We start from the raw sequence: 22,116 nt of genomic DNA, 5'->3' as shown, positions 1-22,116 counted from the left end.
CGCCATGGCAGGTGTCACCCGCACCCCCACCAGCCTCACCCAGGGCGGCAAGACCCGGGCCGGGATCGGCGAATCCACCCTGCGGCCGGACGGCACCCTCAAGGTGACCGGCGAATTCGCCTACTCCTCGGACATGTGGCACGAGGACATGCTGTGGGGCTACACGCTGCGCAGCACCACCGCACACGCCGAGATCCGCTCGATCGACACCGCCGAGGCGCTGGCGACCCCCGGTGTCTACGCCGTACTGACCTACGACGACCTGCCCACCGACGTGAAGAACTACGGCCTGGAGATCCAGGACACGCCGGTGCTCGCGCACGGCAAGGTGCGCCACCACGGCGAGCCGGTGGCGCTGGTCGCCGCCGACCATCCGGAGACCGCCCGCCGCGCCGCCGCCAAGATCAAGATCGACTACCGCGAACTGCCGGTCGTCACCGACGAGGCCTCCGCCACCGCCGAGGGCGCACCGCTGGTCCACGAGAACCGCAGCGACCACCACTCGGGTCATGTGCCGCACCCCAACATCGTGCATCGCCAGCCGATCATCCGCGGCAATGCGGACGAGGCCGCCAAGAGGGCCGATGTCATCGTCTCCGGCGAGTACGTCTTCGGCATGCAGGACCAGGCCTTCCTCGGCCCGGAGTCCGGCCTCGCGGTGCCCGGTGAGGACGGCGGCGTCGATCTGTACGTCGCCACCCAGTGGCTGCACTCCGATCTCCGCCAGATCGCCCCGGTCCTCGGCCTGCCCGAGGAGAAGGTGCGGATGACGCTCTCCGGCGTCGGGGGCGCCTTCGGCGGTCGCGAGGACCTGTCGATGCAGATCCACGCCTGCCTGCTGGCGCTGCGCACCGGCAAGCCCGTCAAGATCGTCTACAACCGGTTCGAGTCCTTCTTCGGCCACGTCCACCGGCACCCGGCGAAGCTCTGGTACGAGCACGGCGCCACCAAGGACGGCAAGCTCACCCACATGAAGTGCCGGATCGTGCTGGACGGCGGCGCCTACGCCTCCGCCTCCCCGGCCGTCGTCGGCAACGCCTCGTCCCTCTCGGTCGGCCCGTACGTCGTCGACGACGTCGACATCGAGGCCATCGCGCTGTACTCCAACAACCCGCCCTGCGGGGCGATGCGCGGCTTCGGCGCGGTCCAGGCGTGCTTCGCGTACGAGGCGCAGATGGACAAGCTCGCGAAGAAGCTGGGGCTGGACCCGGTCGAGTTCCGGCAGCTCAACGCCATGGAACAGGGCACGCTGCTGCCGACCGGACAGCAGGTCGACTCGCCCGCGCCGGTCGCCGAACTGCTGCGCCGGGTCAAGGCGATGCCGCTGCCGCCCGAGCAGCAGTGGCTGTCGGCCGGCGAGGGCGCCGATGTCCGCGCGCTGCCCGGCGGGCTGTCCAACACCACCCATGGCGAGGGCGTGGTCCGCGGGGTCGGCTATGCCGTCGGCATCAAGAACGTCGGCTTCTCCGAGGGCTTCGACGACTACTCCACCGCCCGGGTGCGGATGGAGGTCATCGGCGGCGAACCGGTCGCCACCGTCCACACCGCCATGGCGGAGGTCGGCCAGGGCGGCATCACCGTGCACGCCCAGATCGCCCGTACGGAGCTGGGCGTCCAGCAGGTCAGCATCCAGCCGGCCGACACCCAGGTCGGCTCGGCCGGCTCCACCTCCGCCTCCCGGCAGACGTATGTGACCGGCGGCGCGGTGAAGCACACCTGCGAGGCGGTGCGCGAGAAGGTCCTGGCCACCGGCCGCGCCAAGTTCGGCACGTACCACCCCGCTTGGGCCACCGCCGAACTGCTGCTGGAGGGCGGCAAGGTCACCACCGACGGCGGAGAGGTCCTGGCCGACATCGCGGACGTCCTGGAGGACGAGGCGATCGACCTGGAGCTGGAGTGGCGGCACCGCCCGACCGAGGCGTTCGACCTGCGCACCGGCCAGGGCAACGGCCACGTCCAGTACTCCTTCGCCGCCCACCGCGCGGTCGTCGAGGTGGACACCGAGCTCGGCCTGGTCAAGGTCATCGAACTGGCCTGTGCCCAGGACGTCGGCAAGGCGCTCAACCCGCTGTCCGTCGTCGGCCAGATCCAGGGCGGCACCACCCAGGGGCTGGGCGTGGCCGTCATGGAGGAGATCATCGTCGACCCCAAGACCGCGAAGGTACGCAACCCGTCCTTCACGGACTACCTCATCCCCACCATCCTCGACACCCCGACCATCCCGGTCGATGTGCTCGAACTCGCCGATGAGCACGCCCCCTACGGGCTGCGCGGCATCGGCGAGGCCCCCACCCTGTCGTCCACCCCGGCCGTCCTCGCGGCGATCCGGAACGCGACCGGGCTGGAGCTCAACAAGACGCCGGTGCGCCCCGAGCACCTCACCGGCACATAGAGACCGTCCGGGGCCGGTCCCCGGGCCCGGCTTCCGGGCGGTGCGTGCAGGAGGTCCTGCCGGTCCTCCTGCGCGCACCCTCCGCAGGCCCGCACCACGCAGTCACTGCTCCGCCCCACGTACGGAGTCAGTACCCGTTCGTCTCGGGCCGTCCCCCGGGTCGTGCAGCCATGAACCATCCCAAATCTCGCATCCGATGCGAGGGCCCCTTTGAACCTTGGGAGCAAGGCACCATGACCCAGCAGTCCACTGAGCCGCGGACCACGGCGGAAGACGCGGGCGCCGGCTCGCGCCAGCCCGCCGGCCGGGACTGGCTCGACCGGTACTTCCACATATCCGACAGAGGGTCGACGCTCGCGCGCGAGCTGCGCGGCGGCATCACCACCTTCATGGCGATGTGCTACATCCTCCTCCTCAACCCGCTGATCCTGTCGACCCCGGACGTCGAGAAGAACACCCTCGCGCACGCCGGCGTGGTCACCGCGACCGCGTTCGCCGCGGCCGTCTCCACCCTCCTGATGGGCTTCATCGGGAAGGTGCCGCTGGCCCTGGCGGCCGGCCTCAACGTGTCCGCCGCGCTGACCGCCCAGGTGGTCCCGCACATGACCTGGCCGCAGGCGATGGGCATGTGCGTGATCTACGGCGTCATCATCTGTCTGCTGGTGGTCACCGGCCTCCGCGAGATGATCATGAACGCCATCCCGCTGGCGCTCAAGCACGCGATCACCATGGGCATCGGGATGTTCGTCGCCCTGCTCGGCCTGGTGAAGGCCGGGTTCGTGGGCAAGGGCGAGGGCGGCCCGGTCACCCTCGGCCTGAACGGACAGCTCTCCGGCTGGCCGGTCCTGTTCTTCTGTGTCACGCTGTTGTTGATCTTCATGTTGCAGGCGCGCAAGGTGTCCGGTGCCATTCTCATCGGCATCGTGGCCGGCAGCGTCCTGGCCATCGCGGCCACCAGGATCGGCGGACTGACGGCCAAGGACTGGGGCGGTACGCCTCCCGAGCTGAGCGGCAGCGCGGTGGCGATGCCCGACTTCGGCCTCTTCGGCCATGTGGACTTCGGCGGCTGGGGTTCGATCGGCGCCCTCAGCGTGGGCATGATCGTCTTCACCCTGGTGCTGGCCGGCTTCTTCGACGCGATGGCCACCATCATCGGCGTCGGTACGGAAGCCGGGCTGGCCGACGACAAGGGCCGGATGCCGGGGCTGTCCAAGGCGCTGTTCGTGGACGGCGCGGGCGGCGCGATCGGCGGCATGGCCGGTGCCTCCGGCCAGACCGTGTTCATCGAGTCGGCGAGCGGCGTCGGCGAGGGTGCGCGTACCGGCCTCTCGTCCGTCGTCACCGGTCTGCTCTTCGCGGCCTGCCTGTTCTTCACCCCGCTCACCCAGCTCGTACCGGCCCAGGTGGCCTCGGCCGCCCTCGTCGTCATCGGCTCGATGATGATGAGTGCCGCCGGGCACGTGGACTGGCGCGACCGCTCGGTGTCCGTCCCGGTCTTCCTGACCGTGGTGCTGATGCCGTTCACCTACAGCATCACCGCAGGTGTCGGCGCCGGCGTCGTTGCCTACACCGTCATCAAGGCGGGGCAGGGCAAGTGGCGCGAGGTCGGCGGCTTCATGTGGGTGCTGTCCGCGATCTTCCTCGTCTACTTCTCGCTCCATCCGATCGAGCAGTGGCTGGGCGTCAAGTAACCGCCCCGCCCTCCCCCGTCCATAAGGAGACCGACATGCTGGACATCGCCGACGAGCTGCACCGGTGGGTCGAGCAGGGCCGCGACGTCGCGGTGGCCACGGTGGTGGCCACCCACGGCAGCGCGCCCCGCCAGCCCGGAGCCGCCCTTGCCGTCGACAGTGTCGGCACGGCGATCGGGTCGGTCTCCGGCGGATGTGTGGAGGGGGCGGTGTACGAACTGTGCCAGGAGGCGCTGCGAACCGGCCAACCGGTCCTGGAGCGCTTCGGGTACAGCGACGAGGATGCCTTCGCCGTGGGCCTGACCTGCGGCGGAATCATCGACATCCTCGTCGAGCCGATACCGGCCGCGGCCGCGCGTCCGGCCGGTGACGGCACGGCGGCGAGGGAGCCGGCGGACCGCACCGCCGGCACGCTCGCCGCCGGGCTGGCCGCCGCCGCCGCGGGGGAGGCGGCGGCCCTCGCCCGGGTCGTCCAGGGCCCCGACGGGTACCTCGGCCGGGCCCTGCTCGTCCGCCCCGACGGCAGCCACACCGGCACCCTCGGCGGCCACCCCGCCCTGGACCGCACCGCGCTGGCCGAGGCCCGCGCGCTGCTGGACGCCGGACGCACCACGACGGTCGCGATCGGCACGGGCGATGCCGACGCCGCACCGCAGGGCGACGACGGGGCGCAGCCGGCGGGCTCGCGCTGCGGTGGGACCATCGAGCTGCTCGTGGAATCCTCCGTCCCCGCACCCCGCATGATCGTCTTCGGTGCCATCGACTTCGCCGCCGCGCTGGTCAAGGTCGGAAAGTTCCTCAACTACCACGTCACGGTCTGCGACGCCCGCCCCGTCTTCGCCACCCGCAGCCGCTTCCCGGACGCCGACGAGATCGTCGTCGACTGGCCGCACCGCTACCTGGACTCCCAGGACCTCGACGCCCGCACGGTGCTGTGTGTGCTGACCCATGACGCCAAGTTCGACGTACCGCTGCTGGAGCGCGCGCTGCGGCTCCCGGTCGCCTACGTGGGGGCGATGGGCTCCCGCCGCACCCACCTGGACCGCCAGCGGCGCCTGCGCGAAGTCGGCCTGACCGAGCTGGAGTTGAACCGGCTGCGCTCGCCCATCGGGCTCGATCTCGGCGCGCGTACCCCGGAGGAGACCGCGCTGTCCATCGCCGCCGAGATCGTCGCCAACCGCCGCGGCGGCACCGGCACACCGCTGACCGGCGCGCACACCCCCATCCACCACGACACGGGCCGGCCGGTGGGGCGGATCGGGTCGGTGGCCTGAGGACGGGGGCGGCAGGCGAAGGACGAAGCGCCGCCCGTCGTCAACGTCCCTGACCGTTACGGCCGATAACGGCCGCCCGCACCGATAAGACGGCCGCCCGCACCAATAAGACGTCGTTTCTTATGTCCTTGATGGTCATTGAGCAGGGCATGGCGGATCTGGTTGTGGGCCAAGCCGTGCGGCAGTACGGATGGGGCACCACCTGCACGGGGGACGAGAACACCTGCCAGTCTGACAGGCAAGAGAAGTTCACCGAACGAAGAGCCCAGCGAATATCAGGGTCACAGGGATGCCCAAAAGTCCGGCAGCCATGAGCCGGCCGACACCTCGTGACGAATTACGGGCTACCTTGCGGCAGAACCACACAGCGGGACCGAAATAGACAACGAGGAAAAGAACGACGAGGAAATCGACTCCTGAACCCATAACTGGCTTTCCCATCCCGTAGTCGGCGCACCAGATCCCTGTCCTGTCACGGTCGGTGCGAGGTGGTCAGGAGGTCAGGGCGGCGAAGTAATCGCCGTGTTCCAGGTCTTCGAGCAGCGTCGGGTGGGTGGGCGACCAGCCGAGCAGCTGGGTGCAAGAGCTGGAAACGGGCGCAGCCTTCGATCTGCGTGCCCCCTCCGCGACCTCCCTACAGGCAACGTCACGCCACGAAGGCTGATACCGCCTCGTCCAGCGAGCGCTGCCGTCAGCTTATCGGGGCCACCTTCGGGGTGTACATGGTCAGCGGATTCCCGGCTCCGCGAGTACCCGGCGCTGAGTGGGCGCCGACTCAGACGGGAAGTAGAGGTAACAGACCCCGCCTGAACCGCCCCTGACCTGTCCGCTTGCGTCATGGCACGTCGCCCGCAGCCAGCACCGAGTTCGTCGAGGACGACCCGGTGGAGCCTGGCCCGGACCCGGTCCCGGCTCCATCGGGCGAAGCGCCGGTAGACGGTGGGCCCGGCCGGCCCGAACGTCGGCGGCAGCTGCCGTCAGGTGCACCCCGAGGTCGCCACGAAGTTGATCGCTGCCAGGCATACACGGTCACCGGCTCGGCGACGTCCGCCGCCCTGCGGGCGTATGACTTCCGTCGGCGGGACCACCCGCTGGAACAGATGCCACAACTCCTCCGGGACCAACCGTTCCGCCAGATCCGTCATGCACGGCTCAAAGAACCATCACGTCATCAGAAACGGCTTCCAAGGCTGCCCGGCACCGCTCTTGCCACCCGCTGCCCGGCTCCATTCATCCCCTCCGCACCGCTCATTTCGGAGCGGCGCACATCACACCGCCCCGGGACGCTGTTCGGCCGAAAGAATGAGGGGATAGCTGCGGGGATGTGGCAGCATGGGGAAATGACGGCGCCCGTGGTGCGGGCGCCGGGATATGTCCGCGCGAGCAAGGAGGTGATCGGGATGAGTCCCGAAGGAAGTCCTTGCCGCAGCGTTGCAGCGTACTGACTGCTGCCCTTCTTCGAGTCGTTGACGGGGTGCCCCTAAGCGCTCCGTGCCGGCTTCGCGGTATGCCTTCACCCTGACACCGGGGCGCTTCCGGCTGTGTCCGGCCGCCCCTGGATTCCCCTTTTTCGAGTTCTTCGAATTTTCGCAATCTTCGCGCGAAGGCCATGCCGGCCTGCCTGAAAACAGCCGGCCGTCTTCCGGTCCGGAACACCGAATTGCGTGCGCGGTGCGTTGTGCAGTGTCTTGTGCATTGCCTTGTGCTGCGCCACGCGCCGGTGTCGCGTATTCCGGTCCGCCGGTGTGCCCTTCTGCGCGCAGGGAGGTTTTGTCATGACCAATCTGCTCACCCCTCAAAAGCTCGCTCCGCCGGGCCGCCGTCTCAAGCGGGAGCGGCAGGCCGCCGAATCGGCCGCCCGTACCCGGCACGTCGCCGACCAGCTGGCCGAGGCCAGCGGCCGCCCCGCCGCCCAGGTCCTGCAGGATCTGCAGACCACCCCCGCCGGGCTGTCCTACGGCCTGGCCCAGCACCGGCTGGAGCGCGACGGCGCCAACGTCCTCACCCCGAGGTCCGCCCCGCGCTGGTACGCCCAGCTCGCCAAGGCCTTCTGGAACCCCTTCATCCTGGTGCTGGCGGTGCTGGTCACCGTCATGTACGTGCAGTGGCTCCAGGTCGCCGACGAGGAACCGTTCGACCCGAAGATCGCGATTCTGGGCGCGATGGTGCTGATCAGCGTGGGGCTGCGGTTCTGGCAGGAGTACCGCTCCAACAGCTCCGCCGCCGCATTGCAGGCCCTGGTCACCACGACCACCGCCGTACAGCGGCTGGCCGGCAACGGACGGCTGCCCACCACCGTCGAGATCCCGATGGACGGCGTGGTCAAGGGCGACCTCGTCAAGCTGGCCGCCGGTGATCTCGTCCCGGCCGACCTGCGGCTGCTGACCGCCAAGGACCTGATGGTCAGTCAGGCCGCGCTGTCCGGTGAGTCGCTGCCGGCGGCCAAGGCCGACACCCGCTTCCCCGACAACGGACAGCGGCTGACCGGCGACCCGATCGAGGCCGACAACCTCGTCCTGGCCGGCACCTCGGTGACCTCCGGCACCGCGACCGGTGTGGTCCTCGCCACCGGCCCGTACACCTACTTCGGCTCCATGGCGGACGCGTTGACCGGCGAGCGGCCGCAGACCGGCTTCGACACCGGGGTGAAGAAGGTCAGCCTGCTGCTGATCCGCTTCATGCTGGTGATGGTCCCCATCGTCTTCCTGATCAACGGGGTGACCAAGGGCGACTGGGCCGAGGCCTTCACCTTCGCGGTGGCCGTCGCGGTGGGCCTCACGCCTGAGATGCTGCCGATGGTCGTCACCACCAACCTGGCGCGCGGCGCGGTCGCGCTGTCCCGCCGCAAGGTCGTCGTCAAGCGCCTGAACGCGATTCAGAACCTCGGCGCCATGGACGTCCTCTGCACGGACAAGACCGGCACCCTCACCGAGGACCGGATCGTCCTGGACAGCTACCTCGACATCCACGGTGAGCCGGACGACGAGGTCCTGGAGTACGCCTACCTCAACAGCCACTTCCAGACCGGGCTGCGCAACCTGCTGGACCAGGCCGTCATCGACCGTATGCACGAGGCCGAGGAGGTTGTCGTCGACGCCCGCTTCACGCTGGTCGACGAGATCCCCTTCGACTTCGCACGGCGGCGGATGTCGGTGGTACTGCGCCGCAACGGCGCGGACGGTCCGGCCGGCGAGCACATCCTGATCACCAAGGGCGCGGTCGAGGAAGTGCTCGACGGGTGCAGCCATCTGACCGGCGGCGGCCGCCGCGCCGAGCTGACCGACACCCTGCGCCGGCAGGTCCTGCACACCGCGGCGTACCACCAGCGGCAGGGCATGCGGGTGCTGGCCGTGGCCACCCGCACCCTGCCCGGCGGGCCCGACGGCCGGCAGCACGCCCGTGCCGCCTACGGTGTCGCGGACGAGACCGGGCTGACCCTGATCGGCTTCCTGGCGTTCCTCGACCCGCCGAAGCAGGACGCCGCCCGGGCACTGGGGGCGCTCGCCGACAGCGGTATCGCGGTCAAGGTCATCACCGGCGACAACGAGCTGGTCGCCGCCCGGGTCTGCGCCGACGTGGGCCTGGACGTCGGCACCGTGGTCATCGGCGCCGAGCTCGACGGCCTCGGCGACCGGCAGCTGCGCGAACTCACCCGCACCACCACGGTGTTCGCCAAGGCCGACCCCACCCAGAAGGCCCGGATCGTCCGGGCCCTGCAGGCCGACGGGCACACCGTCGGGTTCCTCGGCGACGGCATCAACGACGCCGCCGCGCTGCGCGACGCGGACGTCGGGATCTCCGTCGACACCGCGGTCGACATCGCCAAGGAGTCCGCGGACATCATCCTGCTGGAGAAGGACCTGATGGTCCTGGAGCAGGGGGTACTGCGTGGCCGGCTGACCTTCGGCAACACCATCAAGTACCTCAAGATGACGGCCTCCTCGAACTTCGGGAACGTCTTCTCGGTGCTGGCCGCGTCCGCGTTCCTCCCCTTCCAGCCGATGCTGGCCATGCAACTGCTCGTACAGAACCTGCTGTACGACATCTCGCAGCTGGCCACGCCGTGGGACCGGATGGACCGCGACTATCTGCGCACCCCGCGCACCTGGGACGCCCGGGGCATCGGCCGCTTCATGCTCGTCCTCGGGCCGACCAGCTCGGTCTTCGACATCACCACCTTCCTGCTGATGTGGCACGTCTTCGGGGCCAACAGCGAGGTGCACCAGGCGCTGTTCCAGTCCGGCTGGTTCGTCGAGGGCCTGCTGACCCAGACGCTGGTCGTCCATATGCTGCGCACCCGCCGGATCCCCTTCGTGCAGTCGAGGGCGACCCTCCCGGTGATGGTGATGACGGCGGCGGTGACGGCGATCGGCCTGTACCTGCCGTTCTCGTCGCTGGCCGGCGTGCTCGGGATGCAGGCGCTGCCGATGAGCTACTTCCCGTGGCTGGTCGCGACGCTGACGGCGTACTGCCTGCTCACCCAGGGTGTGAAGACCTGGTACATCCGCCGGTTCGGCAGCTGGCTGTAACGCCACCCGGGGGCCCGGGGACGCCGGCTCGGCGTGCGCAATAACGGGATGAGGTTCCCGGCGCGCCGGGTTAGCGTCCCCGGGTGACCCACGACGACACCCGCACCGCCCCCCACCTCGGGGACATCCCCGAAGAGGACCTCGACCAGGCCCTGGACCTCGTCTATCTCGCGTTCCACCTGACGCTCCCGGACAAGACCCGCGCCTACCACCGCCAGCTGCTGCGGGACTGCACCCGTATCGGCGCCCGGCACGGTGCCCGGCTGACCGGGGTGGCCGGCGCCCACCGCCTCACCCTCTCCGTCCCGGGCGGTCAACTCCCCTGCGCCGCCCTCGACTTCGTCTCCGTGGCGCCCACCCACCGGCGCCGCGGGGTGCTGACGTCGATGATCGACGAGCTGTGGCGCCGCTGCGCCGCCGACAGACAGCCGCTGGCCTGCCTGTGGGCCTCCGAGAGCGCCATCTACGGCCGCTTCGGCTTCGCCGCGGCCACCGAGGCGTACCGCGTGGAGATCGACTCCTCCCGGCCGCTCGCACTGCGGATCGCGGCCGACCGCCGTCCGCTGCGGCTGATCGACCCGGCCGCGGCACCCGCCCTGCTCGCCGCGCCCTACGACGCGAGCCTGGCCGACCGCGCGGGCCGGTTCACCCGCGACGAGACCTGGTGGCGCACCCAGGTGCTGGACCTCGACGGCGCCCGCAGCGGCGACGACCGGGACGGCTTCGGGGCGGTGCGCGTGGTGGTGCTGGGCGCGGACGGCGAGACGCCGGGCGGCTATGCGGTCTACCGCACCCGCTCCGCGAACGACAGCCGCCCCGGCGCGGTCGCGGTGACGGAGCTGGAGGCGGAGTCCGCACCGGCCGCCGCCGCCCTGTGGTCCTACCTCGCCGCCATCGACCTCACCTCGGCCGTCCGGATCCACGCCCGCCCCGCCGACGACCTGCTGTTCAGCCTCGCCGCCGACCGCGACCAGGTACGCGTCACCGGCCAGGAACCCGCTCTGTGGCTCCGGCTCGTGGATGTCAGCGCCGCGCTGACCGCCCGTTCCTGGGCGGCGCCCGTCGACCTCGTCCTCGACCTGAGCGACGGCGCGCTGCCCGCCAACGCGGGCCGCTTCCGGCTGACCGCCACCCCCGCCGGTGCCACCTGGACTCCCACTACGGACGACCCCGATCTCAGCCTGGACGTACGGGAGTTGAGCGCCTGCTATCTGGGCGGCACCCCGCTCCGGCGCTTTGCGCACGCCGGTCTGGTCACCGAGCACACCCCGGATGCGGTCCGTCGGCTGGACGCCGCCCTCCAGACCGAGTGGCTCCCGTTCCCGGCGGACAACGACTGACCTGGACGTTTCCTGTCCGGGGCGGTTGTCGGGGCCGGGGGCCGGGCCCGGTGCTCAGCCCGCGTCCGTCCCCCGCCGCGTCCGCAGCGCCGCCATCACCAGCACGTCGTACCACTCACCGTCCCAGTGGAGGGCCTCGCGCAGCCGGCCCTCCACCTCGAAGCCGCACTTCTCGTAGGCCCGCCGGGCGCGCGGGTTGAAGTCGAAGACCTCCAGCTGGACGCGGTGCAGGCCCACCCGGTCAAACGCGTAGTCGAGCAGCAGCCGGGTGGCCTCGCTGCCGATGCCGCGGTCGGTGGCCGACGGGACGAGGGCGATCCGGAAGTCTCCGTAGGCGTTGTCCTGGTCGATCTGGCTCAGCGCGAGTTCACCCAGGAAGGCACCGCTCTCCCGGTCCTCGATGGCCAGGTCGAGCCGGTCCGCACGGTCGGGGCAGCCGGCGCACCAGTCCTGGATCTCCTTGAGCGTGAAGTCATGGTGAGTACCGGTCAGCCGACGGCTCTCCGGGTCCAGGCAGGCGGTGTGGAAGGCGTCCGCATGCCGTGCCGACAGCGGTACGAGACGAATCCCGTCGCCCGTCAGCACGGGCTTCTCGGAGAGTGCGGTGGCATCGATCATGGGGGGATGATGTCCGGGCCGCGGACGGCGCGGCAAGGGAATTGTCCGGCCGCGGTGGCCCCCGACGGGCCGGAAGCGGGCCGGGGACGGGGGAGCGGTGGAGCTTCGGCAGGTGCGGTACTTCGTGATGGTCGCCCAGGAGCTGCATTTCGGGCGGGCGGCGGAGCGGCTGCACATCGTGCAGTCGGCGGTCAGCCAGCAGGTCCGGCGGCTGGAACGGGAGCTGGCGGTCGAGCTGTTCGACCGTTCGGCGCGGCAGGTGCGGCTGACGGCCGCCGGCGAGCGGTTCCTTCCCGAGGCGCGGGCGCTGCTCGCCGCCGAGAAGCGCGCCCGGGCCTCCGTCGCCGGGCCGGCCGCCGGCCGCGCCGCCACCCTGCGCCTGGGGACGAGCACGGGCCTGGGCACCCATCTGGACCGGGTGCTGGACGCGCTGGCCGGCCTGGCCCCCGAGACCGGGGTGGAGCTGGTGTCCGCGCGGGCCCGGGAGCGGCTCGACCGGGTGGCATCCGGCGAGCTGGATGCCGCGTTCCTCCGCGGTGAGTCGGATGGCGGCGGCCGTGCGGACCTGCGCTTCGTCCCGCTGTGGCAGGACCCGCTGGTGGCGGTCGTCCCGGCCCGGCACCCGCTGGCCGCCGTCTCCGGCCCCGTCCGCCTCGCCCAACTCGCCCACGTTCCCCTGGTGTTGACCGCACGGCGCACCAACCGGGCGCTGGTCGACCTGGTCGTCCACGCCTGCCAGGAGGCCGGCTTCAGCCCCGTCCCGGGCCCCGCCTTCGGGTCGCTGGACGACGCCCTGACCGGCATCGGGGCCTGCGGCCCGGCGGACGACGGCCTGTGGACCGTCGTCTACGCCGCGCACGCCGCCCGGTTGAGCGTCCCCCGGGCCGCCTTCCTGCCGTTCCGCGACCTCGGCATGGAGCTCACCACCTTTCTCGCGGTCCGCCGTACCGACCCGCCCGCCGGCCTGGATCTGCTGCTGCGGGCCTGCGCGGTGCGGGACGGCGGCGCCGGGTCCGATCTCGATCGGTGATCGCTGGGTGCGCGTTCTGCTTCTTGGCCGCGGCGGCCGTCCGCGATGGACTGAGGGCACGCCGGGCACCACCGGGAGCCCGGGGAAACCGCGGCCGGGCCGGGGAGGGGCGGGCACGGAACCACGTGCCGGGCCCGCTCCCGGACAGCCGCCTTGGACAAGGGAGTTCCACCATGCCGATCGTCACCGTCCAGCAGGGTCCGCGCAGCGTCGAGCTGAAGCGGGAGCTGGTCAGGCAGATCACCGACGCCTTCGTCGACGCGTACAAGATCCCCGCCGAGACCGTCCAGGTCTGGATCCAGGAGGTGCCCACCGACAGCTGGGGTGCGGCGGGCACCCTGACCGCCGACAAGTAGCCGACGGACGGGGCCGGCCCGCACGGGGGAGGGCCGGCCCGGCGTCCTACGCAGCGCACCCGCCCGCCGGCCCGCGGCCAGGGGCGTGTTCCCTTCCCCCGCGGCCGGCCGCTTGGCCTCCCGTGAGGAAAAGCTGCTGCTTCAGCCCTCCTCGCCCCGGCAACTGCCACACTCCTTCCAGTCAGCAGACGTGTGGTTCAAGTCAGCCGAACGCAGGAGAGAGCATGCGGACACCGATGACGATCGCGGACTTCCTCGACCGGGCCGAGCTGGGGTTCCGCGACAGCCCGGGAGTGATCGACGAGCCGCAGCAACCCGCCCCGCCGGTGCCCGAATCGACCTACGGGCGGTTCGGCGAACGGGTTCGTGCCTGGCAGGCGGGCCTGGACGCGCTCGGCGTCGGTGCGGGGGAGCGGGTGGCGGTGGCCGCCCACAACTCCGCGCGCCTGCTGGAGCTGCTGTTCGCGGTGCCGATGAGCGGACGCATCTGCGTCCCGGTGAACTTCCGCCTCAAGCCCGACGAGGTCGATTACGTGGTGCAGCAGAGCGGATCCTCGGTCCTGCTCGTCGACCCGGAGCTGGACGACTCGCTCTCCGGCGTCACGGCGCGCCACCGCTTCGTCCTCGGCGAGCAGACCGAGACCCAGCTGATGCGCTTCGGCGTCGAGCCGCGCCCCTGGGCGCATCCGGACGAGGACGCCACCGCGACCATCAACTACACCTCCGGCACCACCGCCCGTCCCAAGGGCGTGCAGCTGACCCACCGCAACATCTGGGTCAACGGCCTCACCTTCGGCCTGCACACCCGGGCCTGGGAGCGGGACGTCTATCTGCACACGCTGCCGATGTTCCACTGCAACGGCTGGGGGATGCCGTACGTGATGGCGGGTCTGGGCGCGAAGCAGGTGGTGCTGCGCAAGGTCGATGGTGCGGAGATCCTGCGGCGGGTCGCGGAGCACGGGGTCACGCTCATGTGCGGTGCCCCGGCCGTCTGGAACATGGTGCTGGATGCGGCAGCGACCTGGGAGGGCGCGATCCCGGGCCGGGACCGGGTGCGGATCGTCTGCGCGGGCGCCCCGCCGCCGACCAGGACGATCCAGCGCGTGGAGGAGGAACTGGGCTGGGAGTTCATCCAGCTCTACGGCCTCACCGAGACCTCGCCGGTGCTCACCTTCAACCGCACCCGGCCCGCCGACCTGGACCTCCCCGCCGAGGAACGGGCCCGCAAACTCTGCCGCGCGGGCCTGCCCGCCCTCGGCGTCAAGCTGAAGGTCTCGGAGTCCGGTGAGGTCCTGGCCCGCTCGAACACGGTGCTGGGCGGGTACTGGGACAAGCCGGAGGAGACGGCGGACGTGCTGGAGGACGGCTGGTTCCACACCGGCGACGGCGGCACCCTCGACGAGACCGACGGCCACCTCACGATCTCCGACCGGAAGAAGGACGTGATCATCACCGGCGGCGAGAACGTGTCGTCGATCGAGGTGGAGGACACGATCTTCAGCCACCCGGCCGTCGCCGAGGTCGCCGTCATCGGCGTACCGCACGAGAAGTGGGGCGAGACGATCAAGGCCCTGGTGGTCCTCGCCGAGGGCGCGACGGCACAGGAGGCCGACATCATCGCCCACTGCAAGCAGCGGATGGCCGGCTACAAGGCCCCGACCTCGGTGGAGTTCCGGGACAGCATTCCCCGCACCGCCACCGGCAAGATCCAGAAGTTCAAGCTCCGCCAGCCGTACTGGTCCGGGCGTGACCGAGGGGTCAGTTGAGGGCGCGCCCGTAGGACGGCGGGCACCGGGGGGACCACTGGGCCATCGCCCCGGGCACCGCCGCCGCGGCGCCGACCGCCGCACCCCCCGGTTACCGCCCGGTCGGCCAGCCCGGCGTCCCGGCGAACCAGCGCGCCTTGTAGATATCGCGCGGCAGCTTCACCGACGAAGCCCGCGGCCGCTTGGTGCCCTTGTCGAAGAAGCGGGCTTCCTTGGTGAAGTCCCCACCCCAGTCGTTCGAGGTGTAGAGGAAGTCCCCCGCCGCCGACAGGCTCAGGCTCTTCATCCCGGAGCGCGGAATGCCGTGGCTGTTGCGCGTGGGGGTGGGGGAGGTGAAGCCCTTGAAGTAGGACGAGGACAGGTCATAGGTGAACCGTCCCGTGGTGACGTCGAATGCGTAGACGTCGCGATCGGTGGTGACCAGGAGCTTGCGCTGGTGCGGTACGGCGGTCAGCTCGTGGGGCCCTTCCTTCCAGCCAGGGAACTCCTCCTTGAGGTCGGCGGACTGACGCATGGTGTGGTCCCGGCGGCTGTCGTACGACAGCGGTTGGGAAGAGCTCTTGTCGTACGCGTAGCCCACCAGGCGGCCATGGACCGTCCGGTCCGTCTGCGGCCAGGTGTCCGTTCCCGCAACCCAGAGGGTGCCGCCGGACTGATCCCACTGCAGGGCGTGGGCCGAGGGCAGGCCGGTCATCTTCTGGACGGGCCGGTCGGCGACCTTCCGGCGGGTGTCATACACCCACACCCCGTCCTCCCTGGTCTTGCCGGTGGTGGCCACGGCCAGCTTGTTGTGGGGCAGCATTTCCAACGAGTGCATGTTGGTGTCGTTGCAGGCGCCGAAGAGCACGCGCTTCGAGGGATAGTCGATGACCACCGCCGCACCCCCGAGGATGGCGGTGATCTTCTTTCCGCCCGCTGCCCACTTCGCTTCGGTCGCCGAAGTTCCCTTGCGGATACAGGAGAACAGGTCCTTGATCTCCTTACGGCCCTTGTCCTGACCGGACAGCAGCTTCTCGGCGTCGCCGGCGTTCCACGTCCAGACCGGGTCCGGCTTCCCCCGCTGGTACATGCGGATCTGCTTCGCCTCTCCGGAACCCGAGACGGCGGTGACGAACCGGCCCGGACGTGGTGAGCCCGGCCGGTCGGCGGCGGGCTGTGCGGCGTGCGGCTCGGTGGCGACGGCGAGCGCCGCGGCGCCCCCCAACACCGGTATGCCGGCGAGGAGAGAGACGGCAACCGCGCCCGTTGTCCGCCTGCCCTTGCGTCCGTGTCGCGCGGTGTCGAACTTCGGCGCTGCCATGTATGCCCCTTCGGTCGAACCTCGGTCCGTACCCCGCCGTAGCGCAGGTCGCCTGCCGGCACCTCGCCTGGGCGCGCACATGTGCACCATGGGCCGATGGGCACGCCGACGGAGCACGGGACCGAGCCTTGGATGTGCCCTGGGAGAGGGAGCCATGGACGTAGGGGTTCCATGTGACGCGGGGCGGGACGGGGCAGAGGCTGGTGGAGATTGGCAAGGCGACAGGCCTGTGCTGGCGCTCGGTCTCAACCGGGTCGTACGGCTGCGCTGCGCGGCGGCCCGCCCGCCGGGCCGGACGGCCTCCTCGACACCCTCGTCGAGGATGTCAGCCGGCACACCGGCGGGGCGACGGCGGACGACATGGCTCTGCTGGCGGTGCAGCGGCCCCAGGGGGCGTAGGACCCGTCGCCGCAGCCTGCCGGGCCATGCCGAAGCACGGGAGGACCGAACTCCGACCAGCGCCGATGCGGTCCCCCTGCCCCGCCTCCGCGCCTCCGGCGCACCTGTTACAAGACAGTGACGCTGTGCCCACAACGCACGCGGCCGGGGGCGCATCTTTTCGGGCGAGTCACGCGAATGTGCAGATACAAGCTTTTGTGCGTGAACACCCAGCATCTTCACCGAAAGGGACATCCATGATCGTCACCAAGCGGCACTCCCTGCGTATCGCTGCCGTAGGCGCCCTCAGCGCGGCAGCCGTCGCCCTGGCGGGCACCGCCGCCATGGCCGCCACCCCGGCGGCGCCCACCGCTTCCGTCGCGCAGAAGGCTGCTGCCACCAAAGCGAGCATCACCGCGAAGCCGTCGGTGAACTCGGTCAAGGCATGGCAGCAGTTCCGTGTCACGGGCAAGACGACCGGCCTCAAGGCGGGCAGCAAGGTCACCCTGCAGCAAAAGCAGCGCGGCAAGTGGGTCACCCTGCCGGCCTCCGCGCCCGTCACGCGCACCGGCACCTACTCGCTGGGCGTCAAGCTCGGCCTGAAGGGCAAGAACGACCTGCGCATGGTCAGCGGAAAGACCACCTCCAGCGTCTTCAACGTCACCGTGCGCTAGGTGCCTTGCGGTGGCGCTCGGCTCATGCTCCGTACGGTCGGGGGCAGGGGCTGAGCGCCACGGCACGGTGAGGTCGGCGGCGTCTTCGCCACCGTCCCACGCGATACGTACGACGCCGCTCTGGACGAGCAACTGCCGCTTCGAACAAGGAAGTTAGGGCCGGCCCACCCCGTGGGGTGAGGAGTTGTCCCGGCGCCGCCGCGCAGGCGTGCACAGGCCCGCCGGAGTCGGCCGCGAGTTGGTTGCCGCGTCGACGGCTCGACGAATCCCGCGGACGTTACCGGGCAGTCCGGGGAACCTGTTCGGGGACCTCTGCCATCTCCCCACGTACCAACAGGAGGGGAACTTCCGGTTCCGCCATCATGAGAACGGAGTTGCCATGGCAGATTCCTCGGAGCCGCAGGCGGAACCCGGGTGCGACGGCACACCCCCGCCCTCTCCCACGGAGGGTTGCGTGGGCGGAGGCCCGGCCGGGCTGAAGTCGCCCGGACCGCCGGCTCCCCGTTCCGGGCCGTCACGCAACGGCCTTGACCTCGCCGCCCTCATCGCCGCCGTCCTCGGCGTCGTCATCCTCATCGTCCTCGGAGTCGTCGGCCCCGTCCGGCCCCTGTTCTGGACGGCGGGGGTCTTCGGTGCCGCCGCTCTGGTCCTGGGGATCCTCGGCGCCAGGCGGGCCAAGCAGGGTGCCGTCGGCAACCGGGGCAGGGCCTTGACCGGGGCGGTCCTCGGGGGGCTGGCCACCGTGTGGTTCGTCAACGGTGTGGCGGTCGCCAGTGACCCTTTCCACGAAGTCTCGTGCCAGGCCGGTCCGCTGAGGTTCCAGACCACCAGGTGCTTCGATGACGGGTTGCAGGTGACGGTCTCGGCACCCAAGCCGTACACCCCTCGCAAGATGGGACAGTCGTCAACGGATTACCCGGTGGGCAGCCGGACAGTGTCTGTGGAGATCACGATCCGCAATGGCTCCCCCAACATGGTGGACCTTGAGAACCTCTGGAGCATCGGGGGGAAGGACGCCAACGGGCACCAGGCCATCCCCATTTGGGAGGGCGACGATCTGTCCCGCGGGCTGGGCCACACACAGCTGCTGCCCGGAATGACGACGGTTCGGACGCAGGGATTCGCCCTGCCCCCGAGTGCGGCGAAAAGCATGGGCGTAGAGGTGAGCCTGGTGACGCCTCCGGACATTGGCATCGGGTGGAACCGCCGCAACGACACCGCGTGGTGGAGCGGCCCCGTACGGTGAACGCGGCTCGCACCTCCTCGGTGGTCAGAATTCATCGTGAGAAAGGTAGGCGAGCCAAGGGCTCCCGGGGCACGCTCGACGCCATGCTGTACAGGGCGCGTACCGGTTGTCCGTGGAGTGGCTTGCGCTCTCCGGCGGACAGCCTTGCGGGCGTATGACAGCGACGGCTGAAGACGAGCTTCCGGGAGCAGCTGATGAACGCATGGGTGGATGTACCGGGGGAGGCGCCCCCGGAGGGCGGAGCAACGCTTCCGGCCCTTGACGTGCGGGAACGCACCGCGCAGGGCGACGGCGATGCCGAGTACCGGGAGGAGAACCACCGATGAGCCCCTCGTACCAGGAACTGTCGTACGCCAGTGGCGCCGCCGGACGACCGCTGCTCGGCCACACCATCGGCACCGATCTGTCCCGCACCCTCTCCCGGTTCGGCGACCGCGAGGCGCTGGTCGAGGTGGCGAGCGGCCGCCGCTGGACCTACACCGAACTGGGCCGCGCGGTCGACGAGGTGGCCCTCGGCCTGCTCGCCAAGGGCGTCACCAAGGGCGACCGGGTCGGCATCTGGGCCCCCAACTGCGCCGAATGGGTCCTCGTCCAGTACGCGACCGCGAAGATCGGCGCCATCCTCGTCAATGTCAATCCGGCCTACCGCGTCCACGAGCTGGCCTACGTCCTGCGGCAGGCCGGCATCACGGTCCTGGTCTCCGCGACCCACCACAAGACCAGCGACTACCGCCGTATGATCGAGCAGGTGCGCGCCGAGAGCCCGGCGCTGCGTGACGTCGTCTACATCGACGACCCCACCTGGGGCGGGCTGCTGGCCGCCGGCGCCGCCGTCCCGCAGTCCCGGCTCGCGGAGTGCGAACAGACCCTGACCGCCGACGACCCGGTCAACATCCAGTACACCTCCGGCACCACCGGCTTCCCCAAGGGCGCCACCCTCTCCCACCACAACATCCTCAACAACGGCTACTGGGTCGCCGAGACCCTCGCCTACACCGAGCACGACCGGGTGTGCCTGCCGGTGCCCTTCTACCACTGCTTCGGCATGGTCATGGGCAACCTCGGCATCACCTCGCACGGCGCCTGCATCGTCATCCCCGCCCCCGCCTTCGACGCCGCCACCACCCTGCAGGCCGTCCAGGACGAGCGCTGTACCTCCCTCTACGGCGTCCCCACCATGTTCATCGCCGAACTCAACCACCCCGACTTCGGCTCCTACGACCTCTCTTCGCTGCGTACGGGCATCATGGCGGGCTCGCCGTGCCCCGAGGAGGTGATGAAGCGGGTCGTCGCCGAGATGCACATGGCCGAGGTCTCCATCTGCTACGGCATGACCGAGACCTCGCCGGTCTCCACCCAGACCCGCCGCGACGACGACCTCGCCCACCGCACCGAGACCGTCGGCCGGGTGCTGCCGCACATCGAGGTGAAGGTCGCCGACCCGGCGAGCGGGGTCACCGTGCCGCGCGGCACACCGGGCGAGCTGTGCACCCGTGGCTACAGCGTGATGCTCGGCTACTGGGAGGAGCCCGAGCGCACCGCCGAGGTCATCGATGCCGCCCGGTGGATGCACACCGGCGATCTCGCCGTGATGAACGACGACGGCTACGTCCGTATCGTCGGCCGCATCAAGGACATGATCATCAGGGGCGGCGAGAACGTCTACCCGCGCGAGATCGAGGAGTTCCTCTACTCCCACCCCAAGATCGCCGACGTACAGGTCGTCGGGGTCCCCGACGAGAAATACGGCGAGGAGATCGCGGCCTGTGTCATCCTGCGCGATCCGGAAGACCCGCTCACCCGGGACGAGTTGGCCCGCTTCTGCCGCTCCCGGCTCGCCCACTACAAGGTGCCGCGCCATCTCGACATCGTCGACGCCTTCCCGATGACGGTCAGCGGCAAGGTCCGCAAGGTCGAGCTGCGCGAGCGGCTGGCCAGGGACCTGGGGCGGGTGCCGCACTGAGTGGTCACCCGGGGCCTTGTCAGGGCCGGCGCTCTCCCGGCCAGTCGAGCAGCAGCCGCTGCGCGCGCGGAAGCGAGGCGACCACGAGGTCGTACGAGTCCTCGATCATGTCGAGCACGAGCCGGTCGGGCAGGGCGCCGTCCAGGGAAACGGTGTTCCAGTGGCGCTTGTTGAGGTGATAGCCGGGCACCACCTCGGGATGGGCGGCCCGCAGTCGCTCCGCCAGCTCGGGCTCACACTTGAGGCTCACGGTGAGCGGAGCCGCCGTCAGCGTCGTCAGCGCGAAGATCTTGCCGCCGACCTTGAAGGTCGACACGTCCGGGTGCCGGGGGAAGGGGAACTCCTCGGCCGCCCCGTTGAAGTCCAGGCAGGCGGCCCGCAGGGTGTTCGCGTCGATCATTCCGTCATTATCGCCGGAGCGGGCCGGGCGGGGGCGATCGCAGCTGACGCATCGTCATATGGGTGTGCTGCGCGGCCGGGTCACCGCCCGGCCGCGCCGTACTTGATCAGCTCGTCGGCCGGGTCGTTGACCGGCTGCGGGGTGCCGGTGAGGTCCATGACGAACAGCGGGAGACGGAGCTCGTCGGCGCGGGAGCGGGCGTCGCGGGCGTAGCCGGCGAGGGAGAAGAAGACCGCGAGGGCCGAGTCGTTGAGGCCGTTGAGCCAGACGCACTCGATCTCCCGCAGCGCGGTGGCGTGGGTGGTCGGGTCGACCTGGGCGACCAGACCCGTACCGCGCAGGTCCACGCCGGAGGCGGTGCGCTCCTGGGTCCGTGCGACATCGGCATAGCCCAGCCACTTCAGATACTGCTCGGCGGCGGTGACACAGTCGCGGGCCGTACGGATCGTCACCGGGCGGAACGCCGGGCGCGGGGTGTCGTACGGGATGCCGGGCGGGGCGGGGGACACGGGTGCGGGCTGCCTCCGGGGCCGGCCGGGTGACGGGAAGTTCGGGGGCGGCGGCGTGGGGGCCGGGGCGACCGGGACCCGGACGACCGTGCCGCAGGCGCAGCCGGACTCCGGCGCCGGCCACTCGTCCTGCCGTCCGCAGACCTCGCAGCGCACCTCGACCCAGGAGGCCTGCCAGGTGCGGTGCAGTATCTCGACGGGCACCCCGCCGCGCAGCACGGGCAGGGTCAGCGGGGCACCGCAGGCGCACGGGAAGGTGGGCGGGGTGAAGGCGTTCTCGCGGCGGCACGTGGGGCACCGCACCGGCACGCTCTCGGCCATGCTGGGCTCCTGGCAGGTCGGGCGGCAGTCAGGTCGGATCTGCTGCCGGCTCCATGGTCTCTCCAAAACCGGCCGCCCGGGGCCGGAATTGCGGGAGAGCCCGGGGTGGGGAAGAACACGGGGGGCCATGGCGCACGGGGGAGCGCACCGGGGCGTGCCCGGCCCGGCGGGGTTACGGAGCGCCACCGGCCGCATGCCCGGACGCCACGGGGTGGGCCACGGGCCCATGGGCCGTCGTGGGGGGAGTGGAGTCGGGCCGGGCCCGGCACACGTGACACAGGGCCCGGAACCCGTGACCGTACGGATTCCGGGCCCTGTGGTGGATCCCG

Annotated in this window: 16 protein-coding genes and 1 pseudogene; 12 read left to right on the top strand and 5 right to left on the bottom strand. The window is 70.7% G+C overall.

What is annotated here, in order from left to right; genetic code table 11:
- Positions 1 to 4: 4 nt before the first annotated feature.
- From CPH93_RS06215 to CPH93_RS06205, 3 genes are all read left to right on the top strand, one after another.
- Positions 5 to 2,392: a xanthine dehydrogenase family protein molybdopterin-binding subunit gene (locus CPH93_RS06215; protein WP_096212209.1), complete on the top strand. Its 2,388-nt coding sequence runs from the start codon at positions 5 to 7 to the stop codon at positions 2,390 to 2,392.
- Between the two features lie 233 nt (positions 2,393 to 2,625).
- Positions 2,626 to 4,083, top strand: a complete 1,458-nt coding sequence (locus CPH93_RS06210; RefSeq protein WP_093649223.1) for an NCS2 family permease — start codon at positions 2,626 to 2,628, stop codon at positions 4,081 to 4,083.
- 35 nt (positions 4,084 to 4,118) lie between these two features.
- On the top strand, positions 4,119 to 5,357 hold the full coding sequence (locus CPH93_RS06205; RefSeq protein ID WP_096212208.1) for an XdhC family protein: 1,239 nt from the start codon (positions 4,119 to 4,121) through the stop codon (positions 5,355 to 5,357).
- An 857-nt stretch (positions 5,358 to 6,214) separates the two neighbouring features.
- Here the strand turns inward: CPH93_RS06205 and CPH93_RS36120 are convergent.
- Positions 6,215 to 6,502, bottom strand: a pseudogene (locus CPH93_RS36120) (transposase); the annotation flags it as partial.
- Positions 6,503 to 7,132: 630 nt separating this feature from the next.
- On the opposite strand from CPH93_RS36120, the gene mgtA reads away from it, so the two are divergent.
- Positions 7,133 to 9,886, top strand: coding sequence for a magnesium-translocating P-type ATPase (gene mgtA, locus CPH93_RS06190; protein ID WP_096212207.1), 2,754 nt, complete (start codon positions 7,133 to 7,135; stop codon positions 9,884 to 9,886).
- 83 nt (positions 9,887 to 9,969) lie between these two features.
- Entirely contained in the window at positions 9,970 to 11,226 is a 1,257-nt protein-coding gene (locus tag CPH93_RS06185) for a GNAT family N-acetyltransferase (protein WP_096212206.1), read from the top strand.
- Between the two features lie 54 nt (positions 11,227 to 11,280).
- Here the strand turns inward: CPH93_RS06185 and CPH93_RS06180 are convergent, their stop codons facing one another.
- A complete protein-coding gene (locus tag CPH93_RS06180) occupies positions 11,281 to 11,844 on the bottom strand; it encodes a GNAT family N-acetyltransferase (RefSeq protein ID WP_093649227.1) in 564 nt (187 codons plus the stop codon).
- A 97-nt stretch (positions 11,845 to 11,941) separates the two neighbouring features.
- Between CPH93_RS06180 and CPH93_RS06175 the strand changes: the two genes are divergently transcribed.
- From CPH93_RS06175 to CPH93_RS06165, 3 genes are all read left to right on the top strand, one after another.
- Positions 11,942 to 12,874 (top strand): LysR family transcriptional regulator, encoded by a 933-nt coding sequence (locus tag CPH93_RS06175; RefSeq protein ID WP_093649228.1) that lies wholly within the window; start codon positions 11,942 to 11,944, stop codon positions 12,872 to 12,874.
- Positions 12,875 to 13,047: 173 nt separating this feature from the next.
- Positions 13,048 to 13,230 carry a 4-oxalocrotonate tautomerase DmpI gene (gene dmpI, locus CPH93_RS06170; RefSeq protein WP_093486277.1) on the top strand — a complete coding sequence of 61 codons (183 nt, stop codon included), beginning with the start codon at positions 13,048 to 13,050 and terminating at the stop codon, positions 13,228 to 13,230.
- A gap of 224 nt (positions 13,231 to 13,454) precedes the next feature.
- Positions 13,455 to 14,996, top strand: a complete 1,542-nt coding sequence (locus CPH93_RS06165) for an AMP-binding protein (protein ID WP_093649229.1) — start codon at positions 13,455 to 13,457, stop codon at positions 14,994 to 14,996.
- 91 nt (positions 14,997 to 15,087) lie between these two features.
- Here the strand turns inward: CPH93_RS06165 and CPH93_RS06160 are convergent, their stop codons facing one another.
- Positions 15,088 to 16,296, bottom strand: coding sequence for a hypothetical protein (locus CPH93_RS06160; protein WP_159394965.1), 1,209 nt, complete (start codon positions 16,294 to 16,296; stop codon positions 15,088 to 15,090).
- A 635-nt stretch (positions 16,297 to 16,931) separates the two neighbouring features.
- On the opposite strand from CPH93_RS06160, the gene CPH93_RS06150 reads away from it, so the two are divergent.
- From CPH93_RS06150 to CPH93_RS06135, 4 genes are all read left to right on the top strand, one after another.
- Entirely contained in the window at positions 16,932 to 17,348 is a 417-nt protein-coding gene (locus CPH93_RS06150) for a hypothetical protein (RefSeq protein WP_093486284.1), read from the top strand.
- Positions 17,349 to 17,802: 454 nt separating this feature from the next.
- Complete coding sequence (locus tag CPH93_RS35685) at positions 17,803 to 18,594, top strand: DUF4190 domain-containing protein (protein ID WP_159394964.1); 792 nt, start codon at positions 17,803 to 17,805, stop codon at positions 18,592 to 18,594.
- 194 nt (positions 18,595 to 18,788) lie between these two features.
- Positions 18,789 to 18,920 (top strand): hypothetical protein, encoded by a 132-nt coding sequence (locus CPH93_RS37215; RefSeq protein WP_269460145.1) that lies wholly within the window; start codon positions 18,789 to 18,791, stop codon positions 18,918 to 18,920.
- The gene (locus CPH93_RS06135) at positions 18,917 to 20,557 is read left to right on the top strand and encodes an AMP-binding protein (RefSeq protein WP_096212201.1); all 1,641 of its coding nucleotides are present in this window, start codon (positions 18,917 to 18,919) and stop codon (positions 20,555 to 20,557) included. The genes CPH93_RS37215 and CPH93_RS06135 overlap by 4 nt, the downstream gene beginning before the upstream one ends.
- A 19-nt stretch (positions 20,558 to 20,576) precedes the next feature.
- On the opposite strand, the gene CPH93_RS06130 is transcribed toward CPH93_RS06135, so the two are convergent.
- Both CPH93_RS06130 and CPH93_RS06125 read right to left on the bottom strand, forming a co-directional pair.
- Positions 20,577 to 20,957 (bottom strand): MmcQ/YjbR family DNA-binding protein, encoded by a 381-nt coding sequence (locus CPH93_RS06130; RefSeq protein ID WP_093486292.1) that lies wholly within the window; start codon positions 20,955 to 20,957, stop codon positions 20,577 to 20,579.
- An 80-nt stretch (positions 20,958 to 21,037) separates the two neighbouring features.
- Positions 21,038 to 21,787 (bottom strand): hypothetical protein, encoded by a 750-nt coding sequence (locus CPH93_RS06125; RefSeq protein WP_093486294.1) that lies wholly within the window; start codon positions 21,785 to 21,787, stop codon positions 21,038 to 21,040.
- Between the last annotated feature and the right edge of the window lie 329 nt (positions 21,788 to 22,116).

Origin of the sequence: Streptomyces sp. 2323.1, from assembly GCF_900221035.1 — a bacterium.
Lineage (GTDB): Bacteria > Actinomycetota > Actinomycetes > Streptomycetales > Streptomycetaceae > Streptomyces > Streptomyces sioyaensis.
The sequence above is the reverse complement of the archived record's forward strand: the minus strand, read 5'-3'. Positions and strand labels throughout refer to the sequence as shown.

Excerpts from the sequence above, each read along its gene's own strand:
- CPH93_RS06215 (WP_096212209.1), top strand. The coding sequence starts at position 5 with ATGGCAGGTGTCACCCGCACCCCCACCAGCCTCACCCAGGGCGGCAAG.
- CPH93_RS06210 (WP_093649223.1), top strand. The coding sequence starts at position 2,626 with ATGACCCAGCAGTCCACTGAGCCGCGGACCACGGCGGAAGACGCGGGC.
- CPH93_RS06205 (WP_096212208.1), top strand. The coding sequence starts at position 4,119 with ATGCTGGACATCGCCGACGAGCTGCACCGGTGGGTCGAGCAGGGCCGC.
- mgtA (WP_096212207.1), top strand. The coding sequence starts at position 7,133 with ATGACCAATCTGCTCACCCCTCAAAAGCTCGCTCCGCCGGGCCGCCGT.
- CPH93_RS06180 (WP_093649227.1), bottom strand. The coding sequence starts at position 11,844 with ATGATCGATGCCACCGCACTCTCCGAGAAGCCCGTGCTGACGGGCGAC.
- dmpI (WP_093486277.1), top strand. The coding sequence starts at position 13,048 with ATGCCGATCGTCACCGTCCAGCAGGGTCCGCGCAGCGTCGAGCTGAAG.
- CPH93_RS06165 (WP_093649229.1), top strand. The coding sequence starts at position 13,455 with ATGCGGACACCGATGACGATCGCGGACTTCCTCGACCGGGCCGAGCTG.
- CPH93_RS06160 (WP_159394965.1), bottom strand. The coding sequence starts at position 16,296 with ATGGCAGCGCCGAAGTTCGACACCGCGCGACACGGACGCAAGGGCAGG.
- CPH93_RS06150 (WP_093486284.1), top strand. The coding sequence starts at position 16,932 with ATGATCGTCACCAAGCGGCACTCCCTGCGTATCGCTGCCGTAGGCGCC.
- CPH93_RS37215 (WP_269460145.1), top strand. The coding sequence starts at position 18,789 with ATGAACGCATGGGTGGATGTACCGGGGGAGGCGCCCCCGGAGGGCGGA.
- CPH93_RS06135 (WP_096212201.1), top strand. The coding sequence starts at position 18,917 with ATGAGCCCCTCGTACCAGGAACTGTCGTACGCCAGTGGCGCCGCCGGA.
- CPH93_RS06130 (WP_093486292.1), bottom strand. The coding sequence starts at position 20,957 with ATGATCGACGCGAACACCCTGCGGGCCGCCTGCCTGGACTTCAACGGG.
- CPH93_RS06125 (WP_093486294.1), bottom strand. The coding sequence starts at position 21,787 with ATGGCCGAGAGCGTGCCGGTGCGGTGCCCCACGTGCCGCCGCGAGAAC.